Genomic DNA, 13,031 nt, shown 5'->3' with positions numbered 1-13,031 from the left:
CCGCGAGCACTACCTCTGATCACCGCGCGAACGCTCAGGCCGGCGCTTCCGTCTTCATCCAGAACGGCGAGTAGTGATAGCCGTCGGGGTCGTCGAACTGGCGCTGGTACATGAACGGGTAGTCGTCGGTGTCGCCGATCCGCCCGCCCGCGGCACCAGCCCGCTCGACGAGTTCATCGACCGCCTCGCGACTGTCGAGCTCGAACGACACCGTGATCTTCGAGGGCGTCTCCGGCCCACCGATGAGGTCCTCGGTCCCCCCGACGCTCGCGTACATCTCGCGGCTGCCGAGCATGACGTACTGGTCGGGCGCGATCGCGAAGCACGACACGGCGTCGTTCGACATCTCCGCGTTCAGGCTCCATCCGAGAGCGGAGTAGAACGCGGTGGCACGCTCGACGTCTTCGACCGGGCAGGTGAGGAAGAGGCTCATGGCGCACACACTCGCAAAGGGCGAACGATCGCGTCAAGAGTCGGCGCGCAGCAGGCGCTCCCACGTCGCGGGGTCATCGAGGGCGGCCAGCAGCTCGTCGGCGCGGGGGTGGGGCGTCTCGACCTGCGCGAGCAACGACGCGTTGCCGGTGCGCCTCACGGCGGCCAGGGTGCGAGCGCGGTCGTGGTGGTAGACACCGGATGTCGCGCGCAACGCAGCGTCGGCGCCGCGTAGTTGCGTCTCGCGGCGGAGGTCGAGCAGCACGATCATGTCCTGCACACGCTCGGGCAATCCGGCGAACTCGGCGGATGCGGGGAAGCCGTCGGGCTGCGACGGCCGCGCCAGCCACAGGAAGCCGAGCAGCTCGTCGGGCGGAAGACCTCGGACGGTGGACTCCGCGATCCGGAACTCGTCGCCGAGCCCGGCGCGGGCGTGGACATCCGCGTGCCCGTCGGGGGCCAGGCGGACGGCGGCTCTGCCGAGGAGCTCCTGCGCCCGCACCGCCCGATCCGAGAGAGGAGCGGCGCCTGCATCCGCCTCCTGCCGCCGATTGCGGGCGCGCAGCCGGAGCGAGGCCACTCCGACGGCCGCCGGGACGAAGACGCACAGGATCGCGAAGACGGCGACCGCAGCGCGCACGGCACCGCCCGCCGACACGTCGGTGGCGAGGAACATGATCGCGACGATGCCGATGAGCGTCGCCGCGGCACCGAGGGCGGAACTCAGCGCTCGTCGGACAGGTCGCCCTCGTGCCGGAGTCTCCGGCACGCGATCAGCCCTTCGAGGTGAACGACCAGAGGTTGTCGACACCACCGGAGGTCGCGACCACCGCGACATCCTGGTGAACGTCGGCGCGGTCGAACAGCTGCGTGGCACACGCGCTGATGCCGAACCGCTCCTGGAACCACAGCGACAGCGCCTGCTGCTGCGAGATGCGCCAGGCGAAGAAGCTGGCCTGCTTGTTGTTGCGCGCCTTCCACGTGACCTTCTCGTCGGCCTGCGTGAGGGCAACCGGCAGCGCCGTCTGGATCGCCACCTCGACGGCATCGAGGTCGGGGCTCACGCGCGCAGGATCCCAGTAGGTGCGGATGACGAACCCGGTCCCCTTGCCGCCGGGCGCGTGGAAGCCCCGGTAGACGCCGACGTAGCGCGCGTCGGCCTGGTTCCAGATGTCGAGCGCGGCCTTCGCCGACTTCTTCACGCCGAAGACACCACCCTCATCGGTGAGCGCGAGAAACGCCTCCGGCGTCGTCAGGGATGCGGCGAGGACAGCGTGATCGGGCATGGGTGTTCTCCGTTCGGGCGCGGGATATCGGCGAGCCACAGCATAGGGAGAACACGGATTCAGCCGCGGGCGTCATACACAGGCCCGACGCGGCGCCTGTCGTCAGGGCGATTCCGGCAGCACCCCGGCGCCGCGGACGACGAGGGATGCGGGCAGGGTCAGGGCCTCGATCACGGTTCGCCCTCCTCGGTGCCGGTGCTCGCGAAGTGCGCGATCTTCTCGTCCATCACCGCGATCGCGAGGGTGAGCACCTGCCGGCGCTCCGCCAGAGCCGCTCGACGCTCGCGCAGGAAGCCGACGGGGTCGGGGGCGGTGTGCGTGCCGTGCAGCAGATCGGCGAAGGTGCGCAGTTCGTCGATGCCGAGCCCCGCATCCTTCATGCACGTCACGACGTGGATCCAGGCGATGTCCTTCTCGCTGAACACCCGGTGGTTGCGGTGATCCCGGGCGAACGGCCCGATGATGCTCTCGTCCTCGTAGTAGCGGAGCGTGTCCGCAGTGAGGCCCGTCGCTGCGGTGGTCTCGCCCATCGTGAACATCGGGGTCATGCGTCCTGCTTTCCGTCGAGTTCGGCGCGGTCTTCGGCGTCCACGTGAAGCTGGAGCGCATCCATCGCCTCATCCAGCTGAGCGAGGTCCGACACTCCGATGATCGGGGTCACCGCGGGTGAGCCCTCGAGCAACCATGACAGCACGACCTGGTTCCGCGTCGCATCCCACCGCCGGGCGACCCGGTCCAGTGCGGCGAGGCGACGCTCCGTATCGGGATGCCGGTACGCCTCCTGCAGTCGCTCCCCTCGCGCGAACGCCCCGCCGAGCAAGGTCGTGTAGGCCCACATCCCGAGCTCCTCGGATGCGACGTAGTCGAGCGCTTCGGGGGATGCGATGACGTGCCCCCAGTCCGGAAGCGGTGCGAACGGAATCGGCTGGAGGTAGCTGTGCCGCAGCTGCACGAAGCGGAAGGGCTCGATGCTGCGCGCCCGCGCCGCCGCGCGCGCTCTCTCGACGCGCCACATCGCGTGGTTGGACGCACCCAGCCGCCTGACCCGCCCGTCTGCGACGAGCGACCCGAACGCCTCGACCTGATCCTCGAGCGGAACCGTGCGGTCTTCGACGTGCGCCCACAGCAGGTCGATCGTCTCGACGCCGAGCCGCTCCATCGATCCCGCGATCGCCTCGGCGATGGCGCCGGGGGCGAGCCCCTCCAGGGATGCCGCGCCGGCGCCGGGCTGGGTCGGGTTCGCGCCGACCTTCGTCGAGATCGACACGTCGTCCCGCACGCCCGGATGACGGCGGAGCCATTCGCCCAGCACCGTCTCGCTCGCCCCTCCTCGGCCGGACGGCGAGGCCCAGAAGGCGTAGTTGTCGGAAGTGTCGAGCCAGCGCCCGCCGCGCGAGACGAAGCGATCGAGCAGCGCGAACGACGTCTCCTCCGAGAGCCGAGTGCCGAACCACATCGCTCCGAGGGCGAATCCGTTGCTGAGAGTGTCCATGGATACGCAGCGAACCACCTGGAGCGCGCTCCAGGTCAAATCGGATCGCCCGACGCGAGACTCGACGGCTCCCGGCTTCGCGCCGGATCCGGGCGGCCGTCCCGTGCGTCACGGTCTTTGCCGCTCGGCGCGATCTGCGTCATGATGCCGTCATGCGCGCCTCCCGCCCCCTCCTCGGCGTCCTGCTCACCCTCGTGACGGTGACCGCCGCCGGGTGCGCCGCATCGGCGGGCAGTCCGGCGAGCGCCGACGAGATCGCCGAGCGGGTCGCCGCGGCCGGCATCTCGACCGATCTCGTCTTCACGACCGCGGTGCCGGGTTACACCCTCGCTCCGCAGTCGGTCGGCGTCTCGGACGAGGATGGCATGTCGGCGACCTGGATCCGCGACGGGTCGGGGGCGATGATCTCGCTGCGCACGCAGCGAGGCGGGATGACCGCCGAGACGTGCGCGGCGCTGCCGATGTGGGACGATCCCGCGACTCCCGTCACGTGCACCGAGCAGGACGGGATCTGGCATCGAGAGCACGACGGCGCTCACGAGGACATCGTCGTGCGCGACGGCGCGTCTGTGCGCGTCATCGGGTCGGCCGGGGCCACGGCGGACGAGATCGACGCGGCCGCCAAGGCGGTGCACGTGCCCTCGTCGACGGAGCTCGACGAGTTGTTCTCCGACACCCCGAGAACGCCACCGACCCCGGTGGAGCGCGGCGATCTGCCCGACAACGGCGACGGCGCCCCCATCCAGCCGTCCGGACCGGGCGGCTGACACGCCTCGACGCGGATCGGTGACGGTAGGGCCCGAACCTGCGGCTAGCTCAGGATCGCGTTGTAGGCCAGGCCGAAGATCGGCACGTAGAGAAGCGCGACGAGAACGGTGTGGGTCGCGACGAACGCCACTCCCTCCAACCCCCTGCCGCGGGCGGCGAAGTGGTCACGGAGCTTGCTGATGAGGGTCGCGGGGTGGCGGACGTCCCAGCTGTTCAATCGCAGGTAGCGCCCGAGGTAGACGCCGAGGGCGCCGAGCAGGATCGCGACTGCGGCGAACGCCCAACTCCACGCGGGCGGCCCTGAACCGGCCGCGGGATCAGCGATGACGACGATGAGGCCGAAGTGGATCAGCGCGAGGCTGAGCACCGCGTTGGCGAGCCCCGACCCGGTGAGCGTGAGGGTGTGCACGATGTCGTACCAGAGCGGGACGGGGGTGTGCTCACGGCGGTGACTGAAGTTGAGCTCGGTGATCAGGTAGATCGAGTTCGGGAAGAACACCAGCCACGCAAGTGTCGCGATGCCGAGGTAGATCCAGACGGCGGTGACCGGCAGAGCTGCCGATACGGCTCCCAGGCCGAGGGCGACAGGGGTCACGAGGAGGAATCCGATGAGCCCGATGAACGCCAGCGCCACGGGTGCGAGCGACAGACCGATGTTGACGAGCATCGGCCGGTACAGCGGCACCCCGTACACCTTCGCGCGGAGCACGATCAGCAGCGCCGCGTAGGCATTGAGCAGCACCACGCACACCAGTGCGGTGAGGATCGCGTTCATCGCTCTTGGCCCCTCTCGCTGTCCGTGACGACGATCACGCCGCCCCCACACGCGAAAACCCCCGATTCCTCGGGGGTTTTCATGGCGGTGACGGTGGGATTTGAACCCACGGTAGGGGGTTACCCTACACAACTTTTCGAGAGTTGCACCTTCGGCCGCTCGGACACGTCACCGCCGACCAGCTTACGTCACGCCGGGCCGAGCCGCCAATCCGCCGGTTCAGCGGGCGAGGGCGGCAACGCCGGCGATGAGCTCGACGGCACGGGCGGGCTCGTCGATCCCGGCGGCGAAGACATAGGTCGCCGCGAAGCCCGCATCCGAGAGCGCGTCGACGCGCGTGGCGACCTCCTCCGGCGTCGAGGTCGGGTTGATCGCGATCATCGCGGTCTTCTCGATCTCGTCGTAGTCGCGGCCGACGTCGTCGCAGTGCGCGCGCAGCACGTCGAGCTTGTGGGTCGGCACCTCCGCCATCGCCGACAGGTTGCACGCGTCGGCGTACTGCGCGACGAGCTTGAGGGTCTTCTTCTCTCCCCCGCCGCCGATCATGAGGTAGGGCTTGGTCACGTTCTGCGGCGAGTTGAGCGTGCGCTCGAGCTGCCAGATCGCACCCTCGTACGGCTCCTCGGAGTCCGACCACATCTGCAGGCAGATCTGGAGCGTCTCCTCGAGCTCGCGGAAGCGCTGCGCGACGGGCGGGAACGGGAAACCGAGGCCCTTGCACTCCTCTTCGTTCCACGCGGCGCCGATGCCGAGCCCGACCCGGCCGCCGGAGAGCACGTTGAGCGTACTGATCTGCTTGGCGAGCAGGGACGGATGCCGGTAGATGACGCCCGTGACGAGGGTGTGCAGCAGCGCCTTCTCGGTGTGCGCGGCGATGAAGCCGAGGGTGGCGTACGCCTCGAGCATCTCGTGCTCGACCGGACCGATGCCCGGCAACTGCCAGAAGTGGTCCATCACGGTGATGCGCTGGATGCCGGCTGCCTCGGCGTTGCGCACGTGGGCGGCGAGCGCGGGGCCCAGCTGGGCGGGACCGCTCTTCCAGGTGAAGTCCGCGATGTGGATGCCGAATTCCATGGGCCCGTCCCGTCCGGACGGATGCCGCATCCGCCCTCCGCCGATCAGGGTACGACCACCGCGGCATCCCGTGGGCGGATGCGGGTGAACTCATCGGAACACGATGAGAACCGGATGCGGCCGCCACCGCGACGCGCCGGGTTTTCTCCCGGCGAACACGCCCGCGCGCGTCGGCCGTTGGGCCTGCCAGACTGGGGTCATGTCTGCGATCGAGAACTCGAAGCTCACCGTCGTCGGCGCTGGCAGCGTCGGCTCCAGCGTCGCCTACGCCGCCCTCATCCGCGGCTCCGCCCGCCACGTCGCCCTCTACGACATCGCGACGGAGAAGGCCGAGGCGGAGGTGCTCGATCTCGCGCACGGCACGCAGTTCACCGGCACGAGCGACATCATCGGCGGCAGCGATCTGTCGGTCGTCGAGGGCTCGCACGTCGTCGTGATCACCGCCGGCGCCAAGCAACGGCCCGGTCAGACGCGCATCGAGCTCGCGGGCACCAACGCGAACATCATCAAATCGATGATGCCGCAGCTGCTCGAGGTCGCCCCCAACGCGATCTACGTCATCGTGACGAACCCCTGCGACGTGCTCACCGTGCTCGCCCAGGAGGCCACGGGCCTGCCCGTCGAGCGCATCTTCGCCTCCGGCACCGTGCTCGACACCTCGCGTCTGCGCTGGAAGCTCGCGCAGCGCGCCGGCGTCTCACCCTCGAGCGTGCACGCCTACATCATCGGCGAGCACGGCGACACCGAGTTCCCGCTGTGGTCCAGCGCATCCATCGGCACCGTGCCGATTCTCGACTGGCAGACGCCGACGCACGACCGCGTCACGGTGGACGAGCTCGACGAGATCGCCGTCGACGTGCGCGACGCCGCCTACAAGGTGATCCAGGGCAAGGGCGCCACGAACTACGCGATCGGCCTGTCGAGCGCCCGCATCGTGGAAGCGATCCTGCAGGACGAGCACGCGGTGATGCCGGTGTCGACCGTGCTGCACGGTTACCACGGCATCGACGGCGTCGCGCTCTCCGTGCCCTCGATCGTGAGCGCCTCGGGCGCGGTGCCGATCCCCGAGACCGCGTTCAGCCCGAACGAGCTGGGACTGCTCCGACGCTCGGCCGACGCGTTGCGGGACGTCGCCGCATCCCTGCGCTGATCGCATGATCGAGCTGGCGAACGCCACCTGGACCGAGGTCCGCGACTTCCTCGCATCCGGAACGCGCGTCGCGGTGCTCCCCTTCGGCGCGCTCGAGCAGCACGGTCCGCATCTGCCGCTGTCGACCGACACGCTGCAGGCGGATGCGGTCGCCCGCCGCCTCGCCGGGAGCCTGGATGCGGCGCTGCTCCCCTCCGTCGCCTACGGCAACACCTGGAGCAATGACGCGCTGCCGGGCACGGTCTCGATCGGCGCCGACACGGTCACCGCCCTGTGCACGGACATCGCCGCATCCCTCGATCGCGCCGGCTACGCGCTGCTCGTGGTCGTCAACGGCGACTACGGCAACCGCCTGCCCCTGCACCGGGCGGCGGAGCACGCCGCCCGGATCGGTCAGCGGATGCCGGTCGTGGTGCTCGACTACCCCGGGCTGACGGAGATCGGGGATGCGGTGAAGGAGTCGCCGTGGGCGGCGCCGGGCCTCTGCCACGCCGACGAGCTCGAAACGTCGATGGTGCTGGCGGTGGCGCCCGCACTCGTCCACCCGGATCGGTACGAGGCGTCCTACCCCACGCTGCCTGCGGACTTCGGCCTGCGGCAGATGCCGCTCGCGCCGCTGTCGCCGTCCGGAGTCTTCGGCGACCCGCGCCCCTCGACCGCGGAGAAGGGCGAGCGGATCCTCGCGCACGTCGCCGCGCAGAGCGAGCGCATCGTGCGTCAGGTGCTCGCCGGCCTCGACTCCGCCTGAGCGTCCCGCGCGTATCCGTGCCCGGCGCGGGTATCCGAGTCTCGCATATGCACGAAACGCGGTCGCCGCACGTGAACGGCTGAGACACGCATCCGCACATGCCCCGACCCACCGCATCCGTGTCTCACTTGTGCACGAAACGCGGCCGCTGGGCGTGCACGTTTGAGACGCGCACCCGAACACACCCTCGGGCCCGCACCAGCCCGCAGGCCGCACCCGCCCCGCACGCCCCACCACCGCGCACCCACACCGGGCTCCGCGCCGCGCGGGCGGTCAGTCGGCGGCGGCGCCGGGGATCGCGCCGATCAGCTCCCGCGTGTACGGGTCGGCCGGGGCGTCGAAGATGCGGTCGGCCGTCGCCTGCTCCAGGATGCGGCCGCCGCGCATCACGGCGACGCGGTCGGAGATCTGGCGGATCACCCCGAGGTCGTGCGAGATGAACAGGTAGGTGAGGCCGTGCTCGGCCTGCAGGTCGACGAGCAGCTGCAGCACCTGCTCCTGCACTGAGACGTCGAGCGCGGACACCGGCTCGTCGAGCACGATGAGCTCAGGACGCAGGGCGATCGCGCGCGCGATCGCGACGCGCTGACGCTGTCCGCCCGAGAGCTGAGCAGGGCGCCGGGTGAGCAGGTCGGTCGACAGGCGCACCTGCCCGAGCAGGTCGCGCACGATCGAGGTGCGCTCCGCGCGAGGCACGCCGAACGCCTGCAACGGCTCCGCGATAAGCTTCGCCACGCTCATCCTCGGGTCCAGCGAGCCGAAGGGGTTCTGGTACACGACCTGGATGCGGCGGCGCAGCTCGCGCAGCGCCGAGCCTCGGAGGTCGGTGATGTCCTCGCCGTCGAACCGGATCTCACCCTCGTCGCTCGGGATGATCCTGGCGACCATGCGCGCCGTCGTGCTCTTGCCCGAACCGGATTCGCCGACGAGGGAGAAGGTCGTCCCGCGCGCGACCGAGAAGTCCACGGCCTCTACGGCGCGGATGCCGCGACTGCCGCCGTACGTCTTGCCCAGGCCCGAGACCTCCAGCAGCGGCGCACCGCTGTCGGGGACGACGCGGTCGACGACGCTGGCCGACGGGGTGAGCCGTCGCGCATTGAGGCCGGGCGCTGCGGCGACCAGGCGCTGCGTGTACGGATGCGTCGGATCCGACAGCACGAGTTCGGCCGGACCGCTCTCGACGATCTCGCCCTTCTCGACCACGATGATGCGATCGGCGCGGTCGGCGGCGACGGCCAGGTCGTGCGTCACCAGCAGCACGGCGGTGCCGTGCGCCTCGGCGAGCGCCTGCATCCGATCGAGCACGTGGCGCTGCACGGTCGCGTCCAGTGCACTGGTCGGCTCATCTGCGATCACGAGCGCGGGCTCGCACGCCCACGCGATGCCGATGAGGATGCGCTGGCGGAGGCCGCCCGAGAGCTCGTGCGGATACTGGCCCGCCCGCAGCGTGGCTTCGGGCACGCCCACCTCGGTGATGATCTCCACGGCGCGGCGGGCCGCATCCGCCCGCGACAGGCCGCGGTGGCGGCGCAGCGTCTCGGCGATCTGCTCACCCACGCGCATCAGCGGATTCAAGCTGTGGGAGGGATCCTGCGGCACGAAGCCGATCCGTCCGCCCCGGATGCGGCGCAGCGCCGACGCCGACGCGGTGGTGATCTCGGTGCCGTCGAAGACGATCGATCCGCCGCGCACGTGCGCCTCGGCGGGCAGGAGCTTCACGAGCGCGTGGGCGATCGTGCTCTTGCCGGATCCCGACTCGCCGACGACGGCGACGATCTCGCCGGGGTTCACCTCGAGGTCGATGCCGCGCAGCGCGCGGTGGGCACGGCGTCCGGTGCCGTAGTCGACGCGCAGATCCGTGACACGCAGAAGAGGAGCGGTCATCGGTCACCTCCGATGAAGCGGGCGACGCGGTTGACCGAGAGGACGACCGCGAGGATGACGGCGCCGGGCAGCAGGCTCAGCCAGGGCGCGATGGCGACGAAGTCGCGCCCTGCCGACACGAGCGCTCCCCATTCGGGCGCCGGCGGCTGAGCGCCGAAACCGAGGAAGCTCAGCGCCGACACCGACAGGATGGCGAGGGCGAGCTCGAGCGAGGCCATCGCGATGATGGGCCGCGCCGCGTTCGGCATGACGTGACGCACGAGGATCGCGGGGCCGCGGGCGCCGAGCGTCCGCGCCGCCTCGACATACTCCTCGCTGCGCACGCGCAGCACCTGTGAGCGCATGACGCGGGCGAACGACCCGGCCGTGCCGAGTCCGACACCGAGGGCGATCGAGAGCGGACCGAACCCGAGCGAGGCGACGACGATGAGCGCGAGGAGGATGCCGGGGATCGCGATGAGCACGTCGACGAAGCGCATGACCACGAAGTCGAGCGGTCCGCCGACGTAGCCGCACACGAGACCGACGATGGACCCGATCAGCACACCCGCGACGACGGCGAGCACGGCAGAGGACAACGAGAGCTGGGCGCCGTAGATCACGCGCGAGAAGACGTCGCGTGCGAGGTGATCGGTGCCGAAGAGGTGCTCCGCGCTCGGCGGCTCGAGCCGCGCGGTGCCCACCGAGTCGTACGGATCGTACGGAGCGAGCAGCTGCGGGGCGACGACCGCGACGAGGGTCAACAGCAGCAGGAGGAGGGAGAGCAGGAGGCCGGGTCTGCGAAGGATGCTCATCGCGCACCCGCCTTTCGTCCGACGAGCCGCGTTCGGGTACGCGGGTCGATCACGCCGTAGAGCCCGTCGACGATGAGGGTGACGATGGCGTACACGGTGGCCACGACCACGACCACGCCCAGGACGACGTTCACGTCGCGGGCGAGCACGGCGTCGACGGTGAGGCGGCCGATCCCGTCTCGGGAGAACACCGTCTCGACCACGGCCGTACCGCCGGCGAGGTAGCCGATCTGCAGGCCGATGATCGTGATCGAGGGCAGCAGGGCGTTGCGCAGCACATGCCGCACCACCACGGTGCGCTGCGTGAGGCCCTTCGCGTTGGCGGTGAAGACGAAGGGGCTGGCACCGGCGTCGAAGACCGCGGCCGAGAAGACCTGGAAGAAGATGGCGCCGGTCGGCAGCGCCAGGGTGATACCCGGCAGAACGACGCTCACGAAGCCGTTCGTGCCGGATGCGGGGAACCACCCGAGTCCGAACGAGAACACGCTGATGAGGACGAGACCCGACAGGAACGCCGGGATCGCGATGCCGAGGGGCGGGATCTGGGTGACGAACGCCCGCATCCACGCCGGCCGGGCGATGTAGGCCCAGACGGTGAACGCCAGCGCCGCGACGAAGCCGACCACGAGCGCGAACACGGCCACCGCGGCGGTGTTCGGGAAGGCACGGCCGATCATCTCCACGACGGGCTGCCCCGTCGCGATCGAGATGCCGAGGTCGCCGCGGAAGAGGGCGAGGAAGTTGACGATGTACTGCTGCCAGACCGGTCCGTCCAGCCCGTAGCGCTCGCGGAGCGCTGCGAGCTGGACGGGGTCGGTCGTGGTGGCGTCGCCGCCGCGCAGGGAGAGCGCGGCGAGGACGGGGTCCCCGGGCAGCGCATGGATCAGCAGGAAGGCGACGGTGTAGGTCGCCCAGATCACGAAGAGGCACTGCACGATCTTCGGGATCAGGAAGCGGGCGATCGCCTGTGCCCGCCCTCCCGCTGAGGCCACGCGCTGCTCGGGGATGGTCATCAGTTCGAGACCACCGCGGCGTCGTAGAGGTGCAGACGCGAAGCCGAGTCGAAGGTGATTCCTTCGACGCCGGCGCGCGAGCCGTGCAGCTGCACGGTCTCCAGCGTCGGGATCACGTAGGCACGCTCGGCGACGATCTGCTGGATCTCGTCGACGATCTTCTGACGGGCGGCGACGTCGGCCGTCTGGGACTGCTTCTGCAGCAGGCCCTCGAGCTCTGCGTCGTCGACGATGCCCCAGCGCGAGGGGGATGCCGTCGACAGCAGGGTACGCAGCGCATCGGGGTCGGTGCGGGTCAGACCCGCGCCGAGCGCGTCGTAGTCACCGGAGGCGATGGCGCCGAAGAAGTCACCCGAGGAGACCATCTTCAGCTGCATGTCGATGCCGATCTCCTTGAGCTGGATCTGCGCCGCCTCGAGCACGTCCTGCGCGTAGAACGCGGTGACCGTGAAGCTGAGCGGCTGGCCGCCCTTCGCGTAGATGCCGTCGGATCCGAGCGTCCATCCGTCGTCCTCGAGAAGCTTCTTGGCGGCATCCGCGTCGAAGGCGAGGGTGTCGCCGAGATCGGTGTAGCCGGGAGTCGAGGAGGTCAGCACGCTCGTGGGCGCCTTGCCGCTCATGGAGCCGGCGAGCACGTTGATCTTGTCGCGATCGAGGCCCTTGGTGACCGCCTGACGCACCGCCTCGTCGGCGAGCACGCCGCGCGAGGTGTTGACGACGAGCGAGTTGGGGACGCCGGGGTTCGCCTTCGCGTACAGGTGGTACTTGTCACCGGTGAAGCGCGCCTCGTCGACGTAGGGCACGTCCTGGATGACGTCGTACTCACCGGACTCGAGACCGCCGGTGCGCACCGAGGGCTCGGTGATGATCGGGAAGGTGACCGAGTCGAGGTAGGCCTCGCCCTCGTGACCGCGCAGCGCCGACGCCCAGTCGTAGCCGTCGCGCTTGACGATCTTCACGGCGTCGTTGGGCACGTACGAGTCGAGCACGAAGGGGCCGGTGCCGACGACGGCCTGGCAGCGCACCTCGGCCGTCTCCGCGACCGAGGCGGGCGAGAGGATGCCGAGCGACATCGTGGTGGCGCCCTGCTGGAACTGCACGTTGGGAGCGGAGAAGTTCACCGTGAACTCGGTGTCACTCTTGATGTCGGTTCCCGCGTAGCCGGCGAGGTAGCCGTTGGCGAGGGATGCGGATGCGCCGAGCGCCTTGATCGCGTCGAAGTTCGCGGCGACCGCCTCGGAGGTCAGCGGGGTGCCGTCGCTGAAGGTGACGCCGTCACGCAGGGTGAAGCTGTAGGACGTGAGGTCGTCCGCGACGGTCCAGTCGCTCGCCAGCCACGGCACGATCTCGCCGGTGTCGGGGTTCTGGTCGAGCAGCGAGTCGGTCAGCTGACGTCCGACGATGAGCGAGGTGGTCACCGACGTCTGCTGCGGGTCGAGGCAGGTCGGGTCCTCCTTGAGCGCGAAGACGATGTCCTGCGGCAGATCGGCGGCGGGAGTCGCGGAGTCGGCGGCGGGTGCCGAGGCGGCACAGCCGGCGAGGGTCGCGACGGCGAGTCCCGCGAGAAGCGGGAGGGCGACGCGTCGGGCGCCGCCGGATCGGATGAGGGTCACGG

The 13,031-nt window shown here is 70.0% G+C and carries 14 protein-coding genes and 1 tRNA gene; 3 read left to right on the top strand and 12 right to left on the bottom strand.

Annotated features, from left to right (window positions below):
- Positions 1–34 precede the first annotated feature (34 nt).
- From QE374_RS10775 to QE374_RS10755, 5 genes are all read right to left on the bottom strand, one after another.
- Entirely contained in the window at positions 35–433 is a 399-nt protein-coding gene (locus tag QE374_RS10775) for a VOC family protein (protein WP_309734748.1), read from the bottom strand.
- A 33-nt stretch (positions 434–466) separates the two neighbouring features.
- A complete protein-coding gene (locus QE374_RS10770) occupies positions 467–1,201 on the bottom strand; it encodes a hypothetical protein (protein WP_309734746.1) in 735 nt (244 codons plus the stop codon).
- A 4-nt stretch (positions 1,202–1,205) separates the two neighbouring features.
- On the bottom strand, positions 1,206–1,718 hold the full coding sequence (locus QE374_RS10765) for a hypothetical protein (protein WP_309734744.1): 513 nt from the start codon (positions 1,716–1,718) through the stop codon (positions 1,206–1,208).
- Between the two features lie 170 nt (positions 1,719–1,888).
- Complete coding sequence (locus tag QE374_RS10760) at positions 1,889–2,266, bottom strand: MerR family transcriptional regulator (RefSeq protein WP_309734743.1); 378 nt, start codon at positions 2,264–2,266, stop codon at positions 1,889–1,891.
- Positions 2,263–3,210 (bottom strand): aldo/keto reductase, encoded by a 948-nt coding sequence (locus QE374_RS10755; protein WP_309734741.1) that lies wholly within the window; start codon positions 3,208–3,210, stop codon positions 2,263–2,265. Before QE374_RS10755 ends, QE374_RS10760 begins: the two co-directional genes overlap by 4 nt.
- A gap of 152 nt (positions 3,211–3,362) precedes the next feature.
- Here QE374_RS10755 and QE374_RS10750 point away from each other — a divergent pair, with 152 nt between their 5' ends.
- A complete protein-coding gene (locus QE374_RS10750) occupies positions 3,363–3,977 on the top strand; it encodes a hypothetical protein (protein WP_309734740.1) in 615 nt (204 codons plus the stop codon).
- 44 nt (positions 3,978–4,021) lie between these two features.
- Here QE374_RS10750 and QE374_RS10745 read toward each other — a convergent pair whose 3' ends face one another.
- The 3 genes from QE374_RS10745 to QE374_RS10735 form a co-directional block, all read right to left on the bottom strand.
- Positions 4,022–4,753 carry a DUF1361 domain-containing protein gene (locus tag QE374_RS10745; RefSeq protein WP_309734738.1) on the bottom strand — a complete coding sequence of 244 codons (732 nt, stop codon included), beginning with the start codon at positions 4,751–4,753 and terminating at the stop codon, positions 4,022–4,024.
- 82 nt (positions 4,754–4,835) lie between these two features.
- A tRNA-Ser gene (locus QE374_RS10740) sits at positions 4,836–4,926 on the bottom strand.
- Positions 4,927–4,972: 46 nt separating this feature from the next.
- Complete coding sequence (locus QE374_RS10735) at positions 4,973–5,827, bottom strand: LLM class F420-dependent oxidoreductase (RefSeq protein WP_234074379.1); 855 nt, start codon at positions 5,825–5,827, stop codon at positions 4,973–4,975.
- A 199-nt stretch (positions 5,828–6,026) separates the two neighbouring features.
- On the opposite strand from QE374_RS10735, the gene QE374_RS10730 reads away from it, so the two are divergent.
- Both QE374_RS10730 and QE374_RS10725 read left to right on the top strand, forming a co-directional pair.
- Positions 6,027–6,977, top strand: coding sequence for an L-lactate dehydrogenase (locus QE374_RS10730; protein WP_137418207.1), 951 nt, complete (start codon positions 6,027–6,029; stop codon positions 6,975–6,977).
- A gap of 4 nt (positions 6,978–6,981) precedes the next feature.
- Positions 6,982–7,725 (top strand): creatininase family protein, encoded by a 744-nt coding sequence (locus tag QE374_RS10725; RefSeq protein WP_309734735.1) that lies wholly within the window; start codon positions 6,982–6,984, stop codon positions 7,723–7,725.
- A 273-nt stretch (positions 7,726–7,998) separates the two neighbouring features.
- Here the strand turns inward: QE374_RS10725 and QE374_RS10720 are convergent, their stop codons facing one another.
- From QE374_RS10720 to QE374_RS10705, 4 genes are read right to left on the bottom strand one after another with little or no spacing between them, the layout of a single operon-like run.
- Entirely contained in the window at positions 7,999–9,609 is a 1,611-nt protein-coding gene (locus QE374_RS10720) for an ABC transporter ATP-binding protein (RefSeq protein ID WP_309734732.1), read from the bottom strand.
- Positions 9,606–10,403 (bottom strand): ABC transporter permease, encoded by a 798-nt coding sequence (locus QE374_RS10715; RefSeq protein WP_137418210.1) that lies wholly within the window; start codon positions 10,401–10,403, stop codon positions 9,606–9,608. Before QE374_RS10715 ends, QE374_RS10720 begins: the two co-directional genes overlap by 4 nt.
- Positions 10,400–11,416 (bottom strand): ABC transporter permease, encoded by a 1,017-nt coding sequence (locus tag QE374_RS10710; protein ID WP_309734731.1) that lies wholly within the window; start codon positions 11,414–11,416, stop codon positions 10,400–10,402. Before QE374_RS10710 ends, QE374_RS10715 begins: the two co-directional genes overlap by 4 nt.
- On the bottom strand, positions 11,416–13,029 hold the full coding sequence (locus QE374_RS10705) for an ABC transporter substrate-binding protein (protein WP_309734727.1): 1,614 nt from the start codon (positions 13,027–13,029) through the stop codon (positions 11,416–11,418). Before QE374_RS10705 ends, QE374_RS10710 begins: the two co-directional genes overlap by 1 nt.
- Between the last annotated feature and the right edge of the window lie 2 nt (positions 13,030–13,031).

This window comes from Microbacterium sp. SORGH_AS_0428, from assembly GCF_031453615.1.
GTDB lineage: Bacteria > Actinomycetota > Actinomycetes > Actinomycetales > Microbacteriaceae > Microbacterium.
This window is presented reverse-complemented; position numbering and strand designations above follow the sequence as displayed.